General features: G+C 65.0%; 17 protein-coding genes and 1 tRNA gene. 4 read left to right on the top strand and 14 right to left on the bottom strand.

Features of this window, described 5'->3' with window-relative positions:
* Nucleotides 1-323: 323 nt before the first annotated feature.
* The 9 genes from DV027_RS10400 to DV027_RS10360 form a co-directional block, all read right to left on the bottom strand.
* Complete coding sequence (locus DV027_RS10400; protein WP_130731739.1) at nt 324-1,622, bottom strand: RsmB/NOP family class I SAM-dependent RNA methyltransferase; 1,299 nt, start codon at nt 1,620-1,622, stop codon at nt 324-326.
* Nucleotides 1,623-1,660: 38 nt separating this feature from the next.
* Nucleotides 1,661-3,163 carry an IMP dehydrogenase gene (gene guaB / locus DV027_RS10395; protein WP_130731738.1) on the bottom strand — a complete coding sequence of 501 codons (1,503 nt, stop codon included), beginning with the start codon at nt 3,161-3,163 and terminating at the stop codon, nt 1,661-1,663.
* A 162-nt stretch (nt 3,164-3,325) separates the two neighbouring features.
* Nucleotides 3,326-4,111, bottom strand: a complete 786-nt coding sequence (locus DV027_RS10390) for an MBL fold metallo-hydrolase (RefSeq protein WP_130731737.1) — start codon at nt 4,109-4,111, stop codon at nt 3,326-3,328.
* Nucleotides 4,112-4,115: 4 nt separating this feature from the next.
* Nucleotides 4,116-4,913, bottom strand: a complete 798-nt coding sequence (locus tag DV027_RS10385; RefSeq protein ID WP_130731736.1) for a TatD family hydrolase — start codon at nt 4,911-4,913, stop codon at nt 4,116-4,118.
* The gene (metG, locus tag DV027_RS10380; RefSeq protein WP_130731735.1) at nt 4,910-6,451 is read right to left on the bottom strand and encodes a methionine--tRNA ligase; all 1,542 of its coding nucleotides are present in this window, start codon (nt 6,449-6,451) and stop codon (nt 4,910-4,912) included. Before metG ends, DV027_RS10385 begins: the two co-directional genes overlap by 4 nt.
* Nucleotides 6,448-7,410: a DNA polymerase III subunit delta' gene (locus DV027_RS10375; RefSeq protein WP_130731734.1), complete on the bottom strand. Its 963-nt coding sequence runs from the start codon at nt 7,408-7,410 to the stop codon at nt 6,448-6,450. Before DV027_RS10375 ends, metG begins: the two co-directional genes overlap by 4 nt.
* Complete coding sequence (tmk, locus tag DV027_RS10370) at nt 7,403-8,038, bottom strand: dTMP kinase (RefSeq protein WP_130731733.1); 636 nt, start codon at nt 8,036-8,038, stop codon at nt 7,403-7,405. The genes DV027_RS10375 and tmk overlap by 8 nt, the downstream gene beginning before the upstream one ends.
* 3 nt (nt 8,039-8,041) lie before the next feature.
* The gene (locus DV027_RS10365; RefSeq protein ID WP_130731732.1) at nt 8,042-9,322 is read right to left on the bottom strand and encodes a D-alanyl-D-alanine carboxypeptidase family protein; all 1,281 of its coding nucleotides are present in this window, start codon (nt 9,320-9,322) and stop codon (nt 8,042-8,044) included.
* A complete protein-coding gene (locus DV027_RS10360) occupies nt 9,319-10,335 on the bottom strand; it encodes a lytic murein transglycosylase (RefSeq protein ID WP_165399165.1) in 1,017 nt (338 codons plus the stop codon). The genes DV027_RS10365 and DV027_RS10360 overlap by 4 nt, the downstream gene beginning before the upstream one ends.
* A 284-nt stretch (nt 10,336-10,619) precedes the next feature.
* On the opposite strand from DV027_RS10360, the gene DV027_RS10355 reads away from it, so the two are divergent.
* Together DV027_RS10355 and DV027_RS10350 are read left to right on the top strand one after the other, a co-directional pair.
* Nucleotides 10,620-11,198 carry a DedA family protein gene (locus tag DV027_RS10355; protein ID WP_130731731.1) on the top strand — a complete coding sequence of 193 codons (579 nt, stop codon included), beginning with the start codon at nt 10,620-10,622 and terminating at the stop codon, nt 11,196-11,198.
* Nucleotides 11,195-12,289: a D-alanine--D-alanine ligase gene (locus tag DV027_RS10350; RefSeq protein ID WP_130731730.1), complete on the top strand. Its 1,095-nt coding sequence runs from the start codon at nt 11,195-11,197 to the stop codon at nt 12,287-12,289. Before DV027_RS10355 ends, DV027_RS10350 begins: the two co-directional genes overlap by 4 nt.
* A 126-nt stretch (nt 12,290-12,415) precedes the next feature.
* Here DV027_RS10350 and DV027_RS10345 read toward each other — a convergent pair whose 3' ends face one another.
* The 3 genes from DV027_RS10345 to DV027_RS10335 all read right to left on the bottom strand — a co-directional run bounded on the left by DV027_RS10345 (nt 12,416) and on the right by DV027_RS10335 (nt 14,549).
* Nucleotides 12,416-13,579, bottom strand: coding sequence for a pyridoxal phosphate-dependent aminotransferase (locus DV027_RS10345; protein ID WP_130731729.1), 1,164 nt, complete (start codon nt 13,577-13,579; stop codon nt 12,416-12,418).
* Nucleotides 13,580-13,705: 126 nt separating this feature from the next.
* Nucleotides 13,706-13,975: a hypothetical protein gene (locus DV027_RS10340; RefSeq protein ID WP_130731728.1), complete on the bottom strand. Its 270-nt coding sequence runs from the start codon at nt 13,973-13,975 to the stop codon at nt 13,706-13,708.
* Nucleotides 13,976-14,090: 115 nt separating this feature from the next.
* The gene (locus DV027_RS10335) at nt 14,091-14,549 is read right to left on the bottom strand and encodes an MlaD family protein (protein WP_130731727.1); all 459 of its coding nucleotides are present in this window, start codon (nt 14,547-14,549) and stop codon (nt 14,091-14,093) included.
* Between the two features lie 123 nt (nt 14,550-14,672).
* On the opposite strand from DV027_RS10335, the gene DV027_RS10330 reads away from it, so the two are divergent.
* The gene (locus DV027_RS10330) at nt 14,673-15,515 is read left to right on the top strand and encodes an undecaprenyl-diphosphate phosphatase (RefSeq protein ID WP_130731726.1); all 843 of its coding nucleotides are present in this window, start codon (nt 14,673-14,675) and stop codon (nt 15,513-15,515) included.
* A gap of 18 nt (nt 15,516-15,533) precedes the next feature.
* Here the strand turns inward: DV027_RS10330 and DV027_RS10325 are convergent, their stop codons facing one another.
* The gene (locus DV027_RS10325) at nt 15,534-16,763 is read right to left on the bottom strand and encodes a mechanosensitive ion channel family protein (RefSeq protein ID WP_130731725.1); all 1,230 of its coding nucleotides are present in this window, start codon (nt 16,761-16,763) and stop codon (nt 15,534-15,536) included.
* 177 nt (nt 16,764-16,940) lie between these two features.
* On the opposite strand from DV027_RS10325, the gene DV027_RS10320 reads away from it, so the two are divergent.
* Nucleotides 16,941-17,015, top strand: a tRNA-Met gene (locus tag DV027_RS10320).
* Nucleotides 17,016-17,045: 30 nt separating this feature from the next.
* Here DV027_RS10320 and DV027_RS10315 read toward each other — a convergent pair.
* Entirely contained in the window at nt 17,046-17,393 is a 348-nt protein-coding gene (locus tag DV027_RS10315; protein ID WP_130731724.1) for a tyrosine-type recombinase/integrase, read from the bottom strand.
* Nucleotides 17,394-17,441: the final 48 nt, after the last annotated feature.

Below are 17,441 nucleotides of genomic sequence, written 5' to 3'. Positions count from 1 at the left end.
GCAACAATATCGCCCCAAGGCAGGAAACCAGAACCGGCCTGTCATAGATAAGCCAAAAATATTTCTTGCCGCAACAGAATACGGCGCGAATGTTAAAGACCCGACAGGCGCCCTTTGACTTTATTCTGTTCTACTGACGCTTTATTGATGACCGGATTCACCCCTGCCCTGCGCAGGCATGGCGGGCGCCGGATGGGGCATCCGATGCCTCAACCCTGCATCCCCCGAGGACGGCCCGGGGAAGGTATCCGGCGAAAAACGCCGCCTTTTTGAAAAAGGCGACGTCCGGAAACTTCTGTCGTGTCTACCCGAAAAAACGGGGTTCAGCAGGCTTCACGCTGCATGATGGCGGCAAAAAAACCATCCGTATGGTGCTGGCGCGGCGTCAGGCTGACCTGCCCGTCCGTGCTCAGCCCCGCAGGCAGGTCATCATCCGCGCCATCGGGCACGACCAGCGAAAAGGCCGGGTTACGGGCCAGAAAGGCTGCGATCTGGTCGCCATTTTCCTCGCGCAGCACGGAGCAGGTGGCATAGACCATCCGCCCGCCCGGCCGCACCAGGGCTGCGGCACGGTCCATGATCGCGGCCTGCTTTTCGGTCAGTTCCACAAGATCCTGCTCGCGCAGGCGCAGGCGGGCATCGGGGTTACGCCGCCAGGTGCCGGTGCCGGTGCATGGCGCATCAACCAGCACGCGGTCAAAGCTGCCACTGCGGCGGCGCGCCCAGCGGTCGCCCGCCACCAGCAGGTGGCGCTCGGCATTGTGCACGCCCGCGCGACGCAGGCGGCGCACGGCCCCCTCCAGCCGCGGCTCGGACACATCGCACGCCACGATGTGCCCGCGGTTCTCCATGGTCATGGCCATGCCCAGCGTCTTGCCCGCAGCCCCCGCGCAGTAATCGAGCACGCGCATGCCCGGCCGCGCGCCCACGGCGGCGACCACAAGCTGGCTGCCTTCATCCTGAATTTCGATCAGCCCGCTGCGAAAGGCCGCGCAGGATGTAATGGGCTGGCGGCCCGCAACCCGCAGCCCCCATGGCGAGAGCGCGGTATCAACCGCATGGATGCCCTCCGCCTCAAGGGCGGCCAGCGCCGTGGGGCGGTCTGATTTGAGCAGGTTCACCCGCAGGTCCAGCGTCGCCTCGCCATCCATGGCCGCGAGTTCGGCTTCCAGCCCGTCCCCAAAGGTGCGCTCGAGGCGGGGCAGCAGCCAGTCCGGCACCTCCAGCCGCACGGCGGGCGGCATGTCGGGGTGCAGCAGCCCCTGCCCTTCAAGCTGCGTGTAAAGGCTGCTTTCCGAGCCGATCAGCCCCAGCGGCGCGTACCGCTCGCCCGTAAAGAGGTGTTGCGGGTTTTCACGCGCCTCCGGCTCGAGCGCCATCATGGCCAGCACCAGCGTGCGGGACGTGACCTTGCCCCCCACGCGTTCAATCCACCAGTGCAGCCTGCGCCAGTGCCGCAGCACGCGCCACACGCGCGCCGAGATGGCCCGGCGGTCGCCGCCGCCAATATAACGCCGCTCACGAAAGAAGGCATTGGCCAGCGCATCGGCGGGGCGCTGCGGCGTGGCCTCCATTGCGGCAAGCAGGTCAATGGCGGCGGAAAGCCGTGCGCTGGGTGTCATGAATCAGGGAACCGTTATTGTGAAAAGGGCCGGCAGGATCAGTCCTGCCGGTAGTTCGGGGCCTCACGCGTGATGGACACGTCATGCACATGGCTCTCGCGCAGGCCCGCGCCGGTAATGCGGCGGAAGCGCGCACGCTTCTGCAGGTCGGCAATGGTGGCCGAGCCGGTATAGCCCATCCCCGCGCGCAGCCCGCCCACGAGCTGGTGCACCACGGCCCCCATGGCCCCCTTGTAGGCCACGCGGCCCTCAATGCCCTCGGGCACCATCTTGTGCGTGTCCTTGATGTCCTGCTGGAAGTAGCGGTCGGCCGACCCGCGCGACATGGCGCCAAGGCTGCCCATGCCACGATAGGACTTGTAGGTCCGGCCCTGGTACAGGAACACCTCGCCCGGCGCCTCTTCCGTGCCGGCAAGCAGCGAGCCGATCATGACCACATCGGCCCCCGCGCCGATCGCTTTCACGATATCGCCCGAGGTGCGCACGCCGCCATCGGCAATAGCGGGCACGTCAAGCTCATGGCACGCGGCCGAGGTTTCCATCACGGCGGAGAACTGCGGCACGCCCACGCCTGCCACCACGCGCGTGGTGCAGATCGAGCCGGGGCCGATGCCCACCTTCACGCAGTCAGCACCCGCGCCGATCAGCGCCTGCGCCGCCTCGGGCGTTGCGACATTGCCCGCGATGATCTGGATATCATTCTCGATGGCGCGGATGCGCTCGATGCTTTTCAGCACGCCCGCCGAGTGGCCATGGGCGGTGTCGATCACCACCACGTCCACGCCAGCCGCGATCAGTTCGCGCGCGCGGGCCACGCCATCATCGCCCACGCCGGTGGCCGCCGCGCACAGCAGGCGGCCAAGGCTGTCCTTGTTGGCTTGCGGGTACTGCACCGCGCGGTCCATGTCCTTGACGGTGATGAGGCCGATGCAGCGGTCCTCGTCATCAACAACAAGCAGCTTTTCAATGCGATGGCGGTGCAGGAGCTGGCGGGCCTGGTCGCGGTCCACGCCGTTGCGCACGGTCACGAGGTTCTCGCGCGTCATGAGTTCATACACGCGCTGGGCGGGATCGGTGGCGAAGCGCACGTCGCGGTTGGTCAGGATGCCCACGAGGCGGTTGGTCTCGCGCTCGACCACCGGCAGGCCGCTGATGCCATGGCGCGACATGGTGGCGTTCACTTCCGCCAGCGTCTGGTCGGGATAGACGGTGACCGGGTTGACCACCATGCCCGATTCGAAGCGCTTGACGCGGCGGACCTGCTCGGCCTGCTGCTCGATGGTCAGGTTCTTGTGGATGACGCCAAGGCCGCCATTCTGGGCCATGGCGATGGCCATGTTATCTTCGGTCACGGTATCCATGGCCGAGGAAATCAGCGGAATATTGAGGGTGATCTTGCGGGTCAGCCGGGTTTTGGTCGATGTCTGCGAAGGCAGCACGCTCGATTCATCGGGAACGACCAGCACGTCATCAAAGGCGAGGGCCTCGCGGATGCGGTCCTCAAGCCGGGAAGTCGATGTGGTTTTGGAAATGGAAGACATGATGCAGGGCCCTCGTCAGCAGATGGCGGCTACCCCGCGCCTCGGGTCACCGACCGTTGGCGCACCCTCTTAGGGGGCTTGGCGGGCGCTGGCAAGCATTACGCGCGGGCTTCATGCGCTTTCTGCCCGCGCAGGGCAAAAAAAACAGCCCGCAGGCAGCCCTTATGCTGTAAGGCGCAGGCCGTCATACGCTGCCTCGACGCCTGCGGGCAGGTTGGCCTGCATCCACGCCCAGTCCATGTCCGGACCCATATGGGTCAGCACGGTGCGGCGCGGCTGTATGACCTCGCGCCACGCCAGCACCTGCTCCAGCCAGCCATGCGAAGGGTGGGTCGCACGCTGGAAGCAGTCCACCACCCACGTATCGACCCCGCGCAGCACGGCCAGAGCGTGCTCGTTCATCTCGGCCACGTCCGTGCAGTAGGCCATGGGCCCCGCGCGCAGGCCCAGCGTTTCGGTGCGGCCATGGGTCTGGGCAAAGAGCTGCACCTCCATCCCGGCCATGAGCTGCGTGGAGGGCAGGCTGACAGGGTTCACGTCCAGTATGGGGCGGAAGATGGCAGGCGGCGTCCAGGGGCGGAAGGCGTAATCGAAGCGGGTGCGGATCTCGTCCAGCACCGCTGCCGTGCCGTAGATGGGAATCGGACCGTTGATGATGCGGTTGATGGCACGCAGTTCATCAAGCCCCAGAATATGGTCGGCATGGGCATGGGTATAGACCACGGCATCGATCATGCCGATGCGCTGCGCGAGGAACTGCGCACGCAGGTCCGGCCCCGTATCAACAAGCAGCCTGCGGCCCGGCCCGTCATCAATCAGCACCGAGGCCCGCGTGCGCCGGTTGCGTGGCTCGGTGGGGTTGCACTCACCCCAGTCCCCCGCCCCGTCCGGCCCGCCCAGCATGGGCACGCCCGATGAACCGCCGCAGCCCAGTATGATCATGTCCATGCCGTTATACCGCCTGTGTAAACAGTCGACTGAAATTACGCGTGGTCATCTCGGCAAATGCCGCATCCTCCATGCCGCGCAGTTCGGCCAGCATGCGGGCGGTATAGGCCACGTAACCCGGCTCGTTGCGCTTGCCGCGCTTGGGCACGGGGGCCAGATAGGGCGAATCGGTCTCGACCAGCAGCCTGTCCGCGGGCACGAAGGCCGCCACGTCGCGCACCGCCTGCGCACGGTTGAAAGTGGCGATGCCCGAGAAACTGACATACCCGCCCAGCTCCAGTGCGCCGCGCGCAAGGTCCGGCCCGGATGAAAAGCAGTGGATCAGGAACGGAAACGCGCCGCGGGCCTCCGTCTCATCACGCAGGATGGCCAGCGTGTCATCATCGGCCTCACGCGTGTGGATGACCAGCGGCAGGCCGGTGCGGCGGGCGGCATCGATATGCACCCGAAAGCTCTCCTGCTGGCGGGGGCGGACATCTTCCTTGCCGTGAAAGTAATCCAGCCCGCTCTCGCCAATGCCCACCACGCAGGCGTCATCCGCCATGGCGGCGAGTTCCGCACCTGTGGGCAGCGCTTCCTCATCCACGTGGTCGGGGTGGGTGCCGATGGTGCACCATACCCGCAGTTCCGGCGCATCGAGCGTGGCGAGTGTCTTCTGCTGCCCCGCGCGTGACAGCCTTGTGCCGATGGTCACCAGCCCGTCCACCCCGGCCTGCCGCGTGCGGGCCAGGACTTCGGGCATTTCCTCAGCGGAGAAGTGGTCGAGATGGCAGTGGGAGTCGGTCAGTCCCGTGCGGGTCATGATGCCTCCGGCTCCTCATAGCGCGGGAACACACCCTCCGGCTTGGGCAGCACGCGGCCCGCGGGCAGCGGCACATCGAGGGCTGCGAAAGTACTACGCTCGCCTTCTTCCACGCCAAGCTGGATGAGCATCCTGTCCATGCTGCCGGGCATGTAGGGCTGGAGCACGGTCGCGATGATGCGCAGCGCGTCAGTCAGCACGCGCAGCACGTCGGCCATGCGCTGGGGGTCGGTTTTCTTGAGCTTCCACGGTGCCTGATGGTCGATATAGGAATTGCAGGCGCGGATCAGCTTCCACACTTCCTCCAGCGCATCGGTCAGGGCCTGCCGGTCGATCTGCTGGTGCATGATGTCGGGCAGCAGGCTGGCGGTGGCCAGCAGTTCGCGGTCCTCATCAGTCTGTTTGCCCTGCGCGGGCAGCTTGCCGTCGCAGTTGCGCGCGACCTGCGAGAGCGTGCGCTGGGCCAGGTTGCCAAGGTCATTGGCCAGTTCGACATTCATGCGCGTGATGATGGCACGGCGGCTCAGGTCGCTGTCGCCACCAAAAGGCATCTCACGCATCAGGAAGAAGCGGATGGCATCGAGGCCGAAGGTTTTCACCAGGTCGCGCGGGTCCACCACGTTGCCCAGCGACTTGCTCATCTTCTGGCCCTCGATGGTCCACCAGCCATGCGAGAACACGCGCTCGGGCAGGGGCAGGTCGGCTGCCATGAGCAGGGCCGGCCAGTAGATGGCGTGAAAGCGCAGGATGTCCTTGCCCACAAGGTGCAGGTTGGGGGGCCAGAAAGCCCACCGCGCCGCCGTCTCGTCCGGATAGCCCACGGCCGAGAGGTAATTGGCCAGCGCATCGACCCACACATACATCACATGCTTCGGGTCGCCCGGCACGGGAATGCCCCAGTTGAAGCTGGTGCGGCTGACGGACAGGTCGCGCAGGCCCTGCTTCACGAAGCTCTTCACCTCGTTGCGGCGGCTGGCAGGCTCGATGAAGCCGGGGCGGGTTTCATAAAGTTCCAGCAGCCTGTCACCGAATTTCGACAGGTTGAAGAAATAGGACGGCTCCTTCACCCACTCGACGGCAGCGCCCGTGGGGGCCACCTTCCTGCCGTCGGGGCCGTCGATGAGTTCTTCCTCGCCATAGAAGCATTCATCGCGCGTTGCGTACCAGCCCTCATAGGCGCCGAGGTAGATGTGGCCGTTTTCCTCGAGCTTCTTCCACAACGCCTGCGCCGCCTGCACATGGCGCGGCTCGGTGGTGCGGATGAAATCATCGTAGGAGATGTCCATCGTGTCGTACATGTCGCGGAAGTCGGTCGCGACTGCATCGGCGAAGGCCTGCGGCTGCATGCCCTTCGCCTCGGCGGCCTGCTCCACCTTCTGGCCGTGCTCGTCGGTGCCGGTCAGGAAGAATACGTCAAAGCCCGCCAGCCGCTTGAACCGCGCGATCACGTCGGCTGCGACCGAGGTGTAGGCGTGGCCGATATGAGGCGCCCCGTTCACGTAATAGATTGGTGTTGTGACGTAGTAGCGCCGTGTCATGTTTCACTCACCCGCGCAAGGGCCGTAAGGACCGCCTGCTGTTTATCCAGATTGAACTGTTCCGTTTCCGCACGCAGCCGCATCAGGTCCTGCCACAGCAGGGCCAGACGGGCCGGGCGCAGATCCGCTTTGTGCACCCTGTCCGTGTTGGCGGCCAGGGCGCGTGCCTTTTGAGATATGGCATCACACAACAGATCGAAAAAGACGCAAAAGTCATTTTCCCGTTTTGTGACCTGTGCGGCAATGTCGTAATCCGCCCCCTCGCCTGCCGTGCCCGCCATCACCCCGGCCACCAGCCGCGACAGGGCCGGGCCATCGCCGCCGAGCAGTTCGAGCGCCTTGCCCGGCGCGCCATGCGCGAGCGGAATGATGACCTCGATCTCATCGGCCGGGGGGGCATCGGGCATGGTGGCCAGTGCCGTGCGCATCGTCGCTTCATCAAGGGCGGAGAGGCCCAGCACCCGGCAGCGGCTGCGAATGGTGGGCAGCAGGCGGCCCGGCACGGCGGTGGTCAGGATCAGGATCGCGCGCTCGGGCGGTTCCTCGAGAATTTTGAGAATGGCGTTGGCCGCCGTGCGGTTCATGTATTCCGCGCCATCAACGATCACCACCCGCCAGCCGCCCTCGGCTGCCGTGCGCCGCAGGAAGGCGCCAATGGGGCGTATGTCATCACCCACGATCTCGCGGCGCAGGCGGTTGCGCTTTTCATCCATGCCGCGCGCGATGACCAGCAGGTCGGCATGGGTGCCAGCGCTCACGCGGCGGCCTACCGGGCTGTCATGGTCCTCGGCCCGCAGCAGGGCACGCGCCATGAGAAAGGCCATGCTGGCCTTGCCGATGCCCTCCGGCCCGGTCAGCAGCCAGGCATGGTGCAGCCGCCCCGTGCGCATGACGGCCTGGAATTCCCGCCATGCCGCATCATGGCCGAGCAGGTGGCGGCAGGTGCGCGGATCAGGCATGGGGCAGCAAGGGCGTTACGATCTCGCGCAGTGCCTGCTGCACCGCCTGCGTCGTGCCGCTGGCATCAATGCGGCGGCAGCGCGTGGCGTCACGCCGGGCAATGGCGTCAAAGCCCTCGGCCACGCGGGCATGGAAGGCGGCCCCTTCCGCCTCGTAGCGGTCGGTGCGCGCATTGCCCCGCCCGGCCAGGCGGGCCTGGGCCACCGCAGGCGGCGCCTCAAGCATGAAGGTCAGGTCGGGCACGACCGGGATCAGGCCGCGCAGGGTAGCGATCAGGCCCAGCATCGCGGGGTCGCCGTGGCTCAGGCCGTAGCCCTGATAGGCCTCGGTTGAATCGGTAAAGCGGTCGCAGATCACCACGCCGCCACGGGCCAGCATGGGCGCGATGCGCTGCTCGACATGATCGGCGCGGGCGGCGAAATGGGCCATGACCTCGGCGCGGGCCGAAAGCCCATGCCCGCCAAACAGCAGCAGTTCGCGCAATGCCTCCGCCCCCGGCGTGCCGCCCGGCTCGCGCGTGAGGTCGACCTCATGGCCGAGGGTGCGCAGGTATTCGGCCAGCAGCCGCGCCTGGGTGGACTTGCCCGCCCCCTCGCCGCCTTCAAGGGTAATGAACAGGCCCGTCATGGCCTAGCCATGCCCCAGCTTGCGGCCCAGCACCGCCGTGGCGCGGCCCATCAGGCCAAGGCGGGGCACATCGGCACCCGCCACCAGCGGGATGCGGATCTCGGCCAGGCCGGTATTGGCAATCACCATCTCGCCAAGCTGCTGGCCCGCGGTTATGGGGGCGGGCACGGGGCTGCGGTAATCCATGCTCACATGCACCCGGTTCTGCCAGCCATGCGGCAGGGTGAGCGTGACATCACGCGTGGCCACCAGCGGCACGGTGGGCGCCTGCCCCAGCCACACCGGGGCATGGTCCACCACGGCGCCGTTATGGAGCAGGGTCGCGTTCTCGAAATTGACGAACGACCACTCGAACAGCCGCTCGCCCTCATTGGCGCGCGCGTTGCTGCTGGGTAGGCCGTTGATGGCCATGACCACGCGGTTGCCGCCACGCTCGGCGCTGGCGCACAGGCCGAAGCCACCGGCATCTGTATGGCCGGTCTTGAGCCCGTCAGCCACGCCCTTGACCACCAGCGCGTTGCGGTTCTCCTGCGATATCTTGTTGTAGCGGAAGCTCTTTTCCGAGAAGAAATGGTAGTATTCAGGGTAATCATGGATCAGGTGCATGGCGATGGTCGCCACATCGCGCGCGGACATGTAATGCCCGTCCATCGGCCAGCCGGTTGCGTTGAGGAAATGGGTGTTGGTCATGCCCAGCTGGGCGGCCTGCGTGTTCATCAGGCTGACGAACTGGTCCTCTGAGCCTGCCACGCCTTCCGCCAGCACGATGCAGGCATCATTGCCGGACTGGATCACCATGCCCTGGATCAGGTCGGCCACGGCCACGGTGCCATTGAGCGGCACGAACATCTTCGAGCCCTGCATGCGCCATGCCTTCTCGCTGACCGGCAGCATCTGCTCCAGCGTCAGCCTGCCTGCGCGCAGCATGCCGAACACGATATAGGCCGTCATCATCTTGGTCAGCGACGAGGGCGGCATGCGCTCGTCCGCCGCCTTCTCCAGTATCACCGCGCCAGTGGTGTAATCGACAATGCATGCCCAGCGCGCGATGGTATCGATCGGGCCAATGAGGCTGTTGGCGGGCGAGGATGCAACGACAGGCGCCGCCGCATCAACGGCGGCAGGACCGGCAGGGTGGCGGCGCCGGGCCGCGGGTGCGGCAAGCGCCGTGGAAGAGACAAGAAGGCTGGTGGCTCCAGCCAGAAGGAAACGTCGGGTGTGCATTGCGTCCTTGGTCCGGTAGGTGCCAGCCGCGCGCACGACTGGCGTGACGGGCGGCGTCACGTGATTTCGTTGCCGAGCAGGCCCACGGCCAGCGCATAGAAATCGGAAGGATTATAGCGACGGATCGCGGCGAAATTGCGATAGACCATGAAAGCCTCGCCCCCTGGCCCATCGGGGCGCAGCACCGCCCCGGTGGTGGCGGGGTCGGCAAAGGGCGCGCCACCCATCTGGCGGATGCCCATGGCCATCCACTCCGCATGGGTGCGGGTGTGGGTGCGCCCGAGTTCGGATTGCGCCACGCTGTCGGGCACGGTGATTTCCTGCCCCCAGCTTTCGCCCCCCACCCAACCTGATCCCGCCAGGTAGTTGGCGATGGAGCCGAAGATGTCGGGCATGGAATGCCAGATGTCACGCCTGCCATCGCCATCGATATCCACGGCGTATTTGAGGTAGGCGCTGGGCATGAACTGCGGCTGGCCCATGGCGCCGGCGTAGCTGCCGGTCATGAGGTTTGGCGTGATGTCGCCCGCGTTGAGGATGGCGAGCGCGTGGAAGAGTTCATCATGGAAGAACTGCGCCCGCCTGCCTTCGAACGCCAGCGTGCACAGCGCATCGACCACCGTGAATTTGCCGGTCAGCGCGCCATAGGCCGATTCCAGCCCCCAGATGCCCATCACCGCCCCGGGCGAGACATTGTAGCGGGTGAGCACCTGCTGCTCGAGCACGCCGCGCTGGGCGGCGAAGGCCGCGCGCCCGTCACTGAGCTTGCGCCCGCCAAGCACGCGGCTGCGGTACTCCGCCCAGGTGAGATGAAATTCCGGCTGGTTGCGGTCGCGCTGGATCACCTGCGCGTTGGGCGCCTGCAGGTCGAGCGCCCGGGTCACGGCTGGCGCGTTCAGTCCCTGCCGACTCGCCTCGCGCCGGATGGCGGCGAGGAAGCCTGCGTAATCCCCGCCAGCCGCTGGCGTGGCCGGGGGCTTGTGGCGTGCCGCCTGCGCGGGCAGCAGCCACGTGGCGCCCGCCCCGGCAAGGGAGGCGGCGGCGGCATGAAGGAGGCGACGACGTACGAGCATGTCAGATGCTGTGCCACGCCACCACGCCCGTTTCAATCTCTGACTTGCGCCAGCGCGCCCCTGGCGGGCAGCGCGATACATTATGCGACATAATTTCGCGTTTGTGACCATAGGCGAAGCATGCAACAAGAACGCCGGGCGCCGCCCCGCGTTGGGCGGATGGCCGATCTTTTTTACCTGCCCGCATGCCCTGCCCGCATGCCGGGCCGACCAGAAGGCATGTTCTTGTCCAGCCACGGTTTACCACCCTGCCCGCCCCGCCCGGATGTGCAAAAGCGCGCTGCATGCCCGCGTCGCTGACAGCCTTCCTTGCAACGGCAGGCGCCTCGCCCCTGCTGCAGGCGCTGGCGATCATTGTCGGCACCTTCATACTGGAGGATGCGGCCACGATCCTGACCGCCATGCAGGTGCGCACCGGCCATGTGGCCCTGTGGGTGGCGCTGGTAGCACTTTATATCGGCATCGTGGTGGGTGACATGGGGCTGTATGGCATGGGCAGGCTGGCCGCCCTGTGGCCACCCGCGCGGCGGTGGATCACGCTGCCCGGCGGCGCGCGCGAGGGCAAGTGGTTTGACCGCAACGTGTTCCGCATCGTGTTCATCAGCCGTTTCATACCCGGCGCCCGCTTGCCGCTTTATACCGCATGTGGTTTCTTCCATGCCCGGTTCGGGCTGTTCTGCATTGCCGCCATAGCGGCCACGCTGATCTGGACAACCATGCTGTTCCTTGTCTCGCTCCAGGTGGGGCAGTTCCTGATCGACCATCTGGGAACATGGAAATGGGCGGGCATGGGCGGTTTTGTCCTGACCATCCTTCTGATAAGCCGCATGATCGCACGTTTGCAGGGTAACGAGACCAGATGACCGACACCACCACCACCGTGAACGCCCGGCCCGGGGCCCGGCCTGCCGCCCCCACGGTTTCCGCCTTCGAGTTCTGGCCCGGCTGGATCTTCTATACCCCCATCGTGCTGTACTGGATCATGCTCGGGCTGCGCTACCGCGATTTCAGCCTCCCCACCGCCGCCAACCCCCGCATCGAGACCGGCGGGCTGTGTGGCGAGAGCAAGAGCTCGATCCTGGACATGGCGGGCGATGAAGCGCGCAGATGGATCGCCCCCTACGCAGTGCTGACCACAGGCGAGAATGACACCGCCCGCGCGCTGGCCGCCATGGAGCAGGCGGGACTGTCCTTTCCCGTCGTGCTCAAGCCCGATGTGGGCTGCAACGGCACGGGCGTGCGCATCATGCGCGATGCCGGCAGCCTGCGCGAGGGGCTGGCCGCCTTTGGCCGCGGGGTTGCGGTCATGCTCCAGCACCTGATCCCCTACGGGCATGAGGTGGGCATATTCTACATCCGCCACCCGGATGAGGCAGAGGGGCGCATTACCTCGCTGACCTACAAGGAAGTGCCCTGCCTGACCGGCGATGGCCGGTCCACGGTGGAGGAGCTGCTGCATGCCGACCCGCGCACCCGCCTCGTGCCGCACATCTACATCCCCCGCCTCAGGCCGCGCCTGAACGAAGTGCCGCCCGCCGGGCAGTCATTGCCGCTGGTCTTTGCGGGCAATCACTGCAAGGGCTCGATCTTTCATGACTGCGCCACCGACATCACGCCTGCACTCACGGCGCGGGTGAATGCCATCATGCGCGATATTCCCGATTTTCATTTTGGCCGCATCGACGCCAAGGCCCTGAGTCTCGCCCATCTGCGCGAGGGCAAGGATTTCCAGATCATCGAGATCAACGGCGTGGGCTCCGAGGCCACCCATATCTGGGATGCGCGCACTACCCTGCGCGAGGCCTACGCCACGCAGTTCCTGCATTATGGCGAGACCTTCCGCATCGGTGCCAAGAAGCGCCGCGAAGGGTGGAAGAGCAGCGGCGCGATGGCCATGCTGCGCGCCTGGCTGCGCCAGCGCAAACTCATGGCCGCCTATCCGCTCAACGACTGAGCGCGTGCGCGGCGCACCGGCCCTATGGGCCTGTGGTTGTCAGCCCATGTTTTGAAATACATGATGGAATGTCTGGAACGCTGGCTTTTCCGGACAGCAGGCCGTCGCGCGGCAGGCCCGCCCGCATCAGGCCATATGCGGGGCGTTCCGCGCCTTTTCGGCCTGCGCGCGAAACCACGGGACCATGCGGCGGATGGCCTCCTTGATCAGGTCGGTCGACACGGCAAAACTGAAGCGGATGAAATGCCGCCCGTCCACGGGGTCGAAATCGACGCCCGGCGCGGTGGTCACGCCCGTATCACGCAGCAGTTGCGTGCAGAAACCGATGCTGTCATCGGTCAGGTGGCGGATATCGGCATAGATGTAAAACGCGCCATCGGGCGGGGCGATATGGGTCAGCCCCATTTCAGGTAGCGCCTTGAGCAGCAGGTCACGATTGCGGCGGTAGGTGGCCAGGTGCCCATCCAGTTCCGCCTTGCAGTCAAACGCCACGAGGGCGACATGCTGGCTCAGTGCTGCGGGCGTGAGGAACAGGTTGCCCATGCGCGCGCGGGCGGCTTCCACCTTTTCAGGCGGCACGACAAGCCAGCCCAGCCGCCACGGGGCCATGCTGAAATATTTGGAGAAACTGTTCACCACCAGCGCCTGCGGGTCATATTCCAGCACGCTATGGGCAGGCTCACCGTAACTCAGGCCGTGATAGATCTCATCGGAGATGATGCGGATGCCGCGCGCGCGGCACACCGCGACAATGGCCTGCATCTCGCTGGCTGAAAGGATGGTGCCGGTCGGGTTGGCAGGGCTGGCCAGGATCAGCCCGTCAGGTGCCGGGTCAAGGGCGGCGATGGCCTGCGCGCTGAGCTGGAAACGCTCGGCCTCGCCACATGCAATCTCGATCGGTTCCATGTGCAGTGCGCGCAGCACGTTGCGGTAGGCCACGTAACCCGGCCGCGCCATGGCCACGCGCGCGCCGGGCACGAAGCTGACAGTCACGGCCAGCACCAGCGCGGGCGATGCGCCACAGGTCAGGATGACCTGATCGGGTGCCAGGGTAACGCCATAGCTATCGTGATAATGCCGGGCGATGCGGGCCTTGAGCGCCTGGCTTTCCCAATACCCCATGGGGTCGGTGGCGAGCACGTGCTGGGCGCGTTCGATCGCGGCGCGCGGCGCGCCGGTGGAAGGCTGGCCGAACTCCATATGGATGATGCTGCGCCCCTCGCCTGCCAGTTCATGCGCCAGCGCGCTGATGGTCATGGCGTGGAAAGGATCAATCCGGGGCACAGTCATCACGACCTCAAGACAGGAAATGCGGTTTCAGATGCAGCCTGCCATACAAGACAATATCGCCCCATGTAAGGGCAGCCCTCCCACACCCATGGTGAACAACACGGGCAACACAGCCCCGGATCAGGTTCAGTTAGAACCCGGCAGGCGGCCGCGCCGCCGGATCAGGGCCCTGGCGGCTTCTGGCAGCAACCGGTCATAATCGTGGCTGAACGGTTCGGGCAGCACGCGCTCAAGGGCGGCAAGCAGTCCGTCAAAGGCCCATATCTGCACATCAGAACCGGCAAAAGCCTGAAATTTTCCGTATTGGGGACGGTCCATTTCCCGCGATAGAATTTCAAACAGAATCAGCGCTTCTGCCCTGTCGAGTGTGATACAGACGCCCTCTTCCTGCTCCATTACCAATAAAACGCTCTTTTTTTCTCTGTTTTACAATATTACACAATAAAAATCATATAACCTACGCCTGTCGCGACAAGAGGCGTGTCAGCCCCCAGCGCCCTTACGAGACAACTTAATTGCCCGGCAGGCCGCCATTGCCAAAAATGTAGTTGCTCACCTGCTGCTCGAGGCTGAGCGGCTCGCGCGTATTTGTAATGACCGTGCCCGGCGCAATGCGGCCCGGCGCCTGCCCGGCCTCGACCATCAGGGCGGTATCAGCCGTGAGCGTGGGGCTACCGATTGAAATGACTGTATCTTCCGGTAGCAACACCGTGCGGTCGAGTGTAAACCCCACATTGGCCATGTAGGTGGCGGGATCGAGCGCAATGGAGGTGACGCGGCCCACCGGCACGCCATCCATGTCAACATCCGCGCCGACCTTCAGCCCATTGGCTGAAACAAAACGCGCCATGACAGGATAGCGATCATGTGATCCGCCGCTTTGCGAGGCCCGGGCGTAAATACAGAACCCGCCTGCCACCAGAAGGACAAGCCCGCTGCATATGATCGCCCCACTTCTCTGCCTTGCCATGCTGGCTCCCTGCCCGCCTGTGCGCCACACCATCCCGAAAGCTGCCGCAATGCGGTGCGAGGGGAATGCGGCGCAACACCTTGCCTTATCTTTTCATTCTACTGCGTCACGGACGGGGGGACAATGACACTCCTTCAGGCTATCATTATTGCCATCATTCAGGGGGCGACCGAACAGTTCCCCATCAGCAGCCTCGGGCATGCGGCCATCGTGCCGGCCATGCTGCACTGGCCACTCGACCTGCATGGGGAGATGTTCCTGCCCCTGCTGGTCATGCTCCACCTGGGCACCTGTGCCGCCCTGCTGGTCTTTTTCTGGCGTGACTGGGTTGCGCTGTTCACCGGCGCTGCCGGTCGCCATGGCGAGACGTGCCAGATGGACAGCATCCGCATCCTTGCCCTGCTGTGCGTGGCCACCGTGCCCGCCGTGCTGATTGGCGGGCTGTTCGAGCACGCCATCCGCAACCTGTTCGGCACGGCGCGTTACGCCGCCGTTTTCCTTACCCTCAATGGCGTCATGCTGCTGGCCGTGGACCGCATGCGCGCCACCCTGCGCCACCACAACGACCGCCCGCTCGCAGCCCTCGGCTTTGGCGAGGCGCTGGTGATCGGGCTGTTCCAGTGCCTGGCCTTCTTCCCCGGCCTGTCGCGCTCGGGGGCGTGCATCGTGGGCGGGCTGCTGCGCGGGCTGTCGCATGAGAATGCGGCGCGCTTCTCCTTCCTCATGGCGCAGCCGGTCATTCTGGCCGCCACCGTGCTCGAGGCGCTGAAGCTGCGCCATGCCCCGCCCCAGCCCGAACAGATGCACATGGCCATCATTGCCGCCATCGTGGCGGGTGTCGTGGCGCTGGTGTGCACGGGCATCCTCATGCGCTACTTCCGCGACCATGAGGACTGGGCGCTGCGTCCGTTTGGTTGGTACTGCATGGGTGCTGGCGTGGTCGCGTTCCTCTACCTGTCGTTCTGAGCAGGCCACATGGGGCGCTCAGCCATGGCCCTGGCCGCCATCGCTGAGCCCCATGCCACCACCACCCGCGCCATTGCGCGGGCCAAGATAGGCCCCCGGCGGCGGCCGCCTGACAGGCGGCGACAGCGATGCCGGGTCCGCCATCACATCCAGCCCCGATACCGATGCCACATGCGACAGGCGCTCACGCGGGAGCGCCTCGGGGCATTCATCACGCAGATAGGCGATGATCTGTTCGCGGATCTCGCAGCGCAGGTCCCAGCTCTGCATGGCCGAGCGCGCGCTGGCAATGACGCGCACGGTCATGACATGGGCATTGCAATCGGCCACCTGGACTGCGAATTCCTTGCCATCCCACAATGGTGCTGAATGCACGATCTCGCGCAGGCGCTCGCGGATGCGGTCCATCGGCGCGTTGAAATCAAGATGCAGGAACACCACCCCGATCAGCGCTGCCGAATTATGGGTCCAGTTCTGGAACGTGTTTTCAAGAAAATACGAGATCGGCACGATATGCCGCCGCCAGTCCCACACCCGCAGCACGACATAGGTGGAGGTGATTTCCTCCACCCAGGCCCAGTCGCCATTGATGATGATGAGGTCTTCCATGCGGATGGGCTGGGTCATGGCGATCTGCATGCCCGCGAACAGGTTGGTCAGCAGCGGACGGGCGGCCAGACCGACCACTAGCGACGCCGCACCCGCGGAGGCGAACAGGCTGAGGCCATACTGCCGCACCGGCTCGAAGGTCATGAGTGCGGCCCCTATGGTGAGCAGGCCGATCAGCAGGTCGCTCGTGCGGCGCAGCACGCGCACCTGTGTCATGTGGGTGCGCAGCAGGATGTCGTCCTTGTCGTCCTTGCCATTGATGCGCTTGAGGTAGGCATCGGACAGGATGCGCGTGGCCACGACGGCGGCATAACCCAGCATGAGCACGAACAGCACCACCAGCGCGTGGGTGGTGGCCTGCATGATGTCATACGGCAGGCCCGACACCGGCAGCGCAGTGCCCACAAACACGATGACCAGCATGATGCGCACCGGGCGCTGCATGGCCATGGTGAACGAACGCACGAAGGCCCCGCGCTTCTGCCCCGGTATGCGCACGATGAGTTTCGTGATGAACCGGCTGAACATTTCCGCCACCAGCCCAGCCACACACAGCATGAGGATGGAGGACAGCAGTCCCGGCAGCCATCCGAACAGGTGCCTGATATGGGTCAGAAGTGTAAGGAATTCGGTTTTCACGAAGGATGCGCAGCCTTTTGCTGGTTGTTGCCGGTCAAGGGGTGAGCCTGCCTTAGTACCCCCTATCGGGTGGATGTGCCAAATCCGGGGCTTTTTTATGTGTTTTGAACCCGAACGCGAAAACACGGGTTGACTTGCCCCATAAGCGCGGGTATTCCGCACTCATCCTAACGCGATGGCGGTGTAGCTCAGCGGTAGAGCAGGGGAATCATAATCCCTTGGTCGGCGGTTCAAATCCGTCCACCGCTACCATCTGCGTTAGGATTGATTTCCCTACATTTTTTATGCTTTTTCAGGGTCACTAGCAGCCTCTGCTTTGCTGTGGTTTGGCACTCCATTTTCCCCCGGTTTGGCAATCCCCTGTTTCAAGCGATACTCGGCCACCTTTGTTGCCGCGCTTCGCGCCTGGCGTTTCTGGCTCGCTTCGCGCACATAGCGACCGACCATGGCCGAGCTGGTGTGCCCGGTGATCGACATGTTTTCTCGCTCCGAGCATCCAGCTTCAGCCATCCACTTGGCGGCTGTGGCACGCAGGCCGTGCCAGACGATGCCCTGCAGCCCTGCGCCCCGAATGGCCATGCTTACAGCGGTCTGAAATGGTTGTAAATGCTGTTTCAAAATTCCCCACATGTGCTGTCGGAAAATTCCCCAGCACGGATATGGTGATCAGCCATTGAG

The organism is Komagataeibacter xylinus, from assembly GCF_004302915.1.
Taxonomy (GTDB): Bacteria; Pseudomonadota; Alphaproteobacteria; order Acetobacterales; family Acetobacteraceae; genus Komagataeibacter; species Komagataeibacter xylinus_C.
This window is presented reverse-complemented; position numbering and strand designations above follow the sequence as displayed.

Bases quoted from the DNA above. Each gene is read 5' to 3' on its own strand.
- DV027_RS10340 (WP_130731728.1), bottom strand. From the start codon at position 13,975: ATGGAGCAGGAAGAGGGCGTCTGTATCACACTCGACAGGGCAGAAGCG.
- metG (WP_130731735.1), bottom strand. From the start codon at position 6,451: ATGACACGGCGCTACTACGTCACAACACCAATCTATTACGTGAACGGG.
- DV027_RS10360 (WP_165399165.1), bottom strand. From the start codon at position 10,335: ATGCTCGTACGTCGTCGCCTCCTTCATGCCGCCGCCGCCTCCCTTGCC.
- guaB (WP_130731738.1), bottom strand. From the start codon at position 3,163: ATGTCTTCCATTTCCAAAACCACATCGACTTCCCGGCTTGAGGACCGC.
- DV027_RS10350 (WP_130731730.1), top strand. From the start codon at position 11,195: ATGACCGACACCACCACCACCGTGAACGCCCGGCCCGGGGCCCGGCCT.
- DV027_RS10355 (WP_130731731.1), top strand. From the start codon at position 10,620: ATGCCCGCGTCGCTGACAGCCTTCCTTGCAACGGCAGGCGCCTCGCCC.
- DV027_RS10315 (WP_130731724.1), bottom strand. From the start codon at position 17,393: ATGTGGGGAATTTTGAAACAGCATTTACAACCATTTCAGACCGCTGTA.
- DV027_RS10330 (WP_130731726.1), top strand. From the start codon at position 14,673: ATGACACTCCTTCAGGCTATCATTATTGCCATCATTCAGGGGGCGACC.
- DV027_RS10375 (WP_130731734.1), bottom strand. From the start codon at position 7,410: ATGCCTGATCCGCGCACCTGCCGCCACCTGCTCGGCCATGATGCGGCA.
- DV027_RS10400 (WP_130731739.1), bottom strand. From the start codon at position 1,622: ATGACACCCAGCGCACGGCTTTCCGCCGCCATTGACCTGCTTGCCGCA.
- tmk (WP_130731733.1), bottom strand. From the start codon at position 8,038: ATGACGGGCCTGTTCATTACCCTTGAAGGCGGCGAGGGGGCGGGCAAG.
- DV027_RS10335 (WP_130731727.1), bottom strand. From the start codon at position 14,549: ATGGCAAGGCAGAGAAGTGGGGCGATCATATGCAGCGGGCTTGTCCTT.
- DV027_RS10385 (WP_130731736.1), bottom strand. From the start codon at position 4,913: ATGACCCGCACGGGACTGACCGACTCCCACTGCCATCTCGACCACTTC.
- DV027_RS10390 (WP_130731737.1), bottom strand. From the start codon at position 4,111: ATGGACATGATCATACTGGGCTGCGGCGGTTCATCGGGCGTGCCCATG.
- DV027_RS10345 (WP_130731729.1), bottom strand. From the start codon at position 13,579: ATGACTGTGCCCCGGATTGATCCTTTCCACGCCATGACCATCAGCGCG.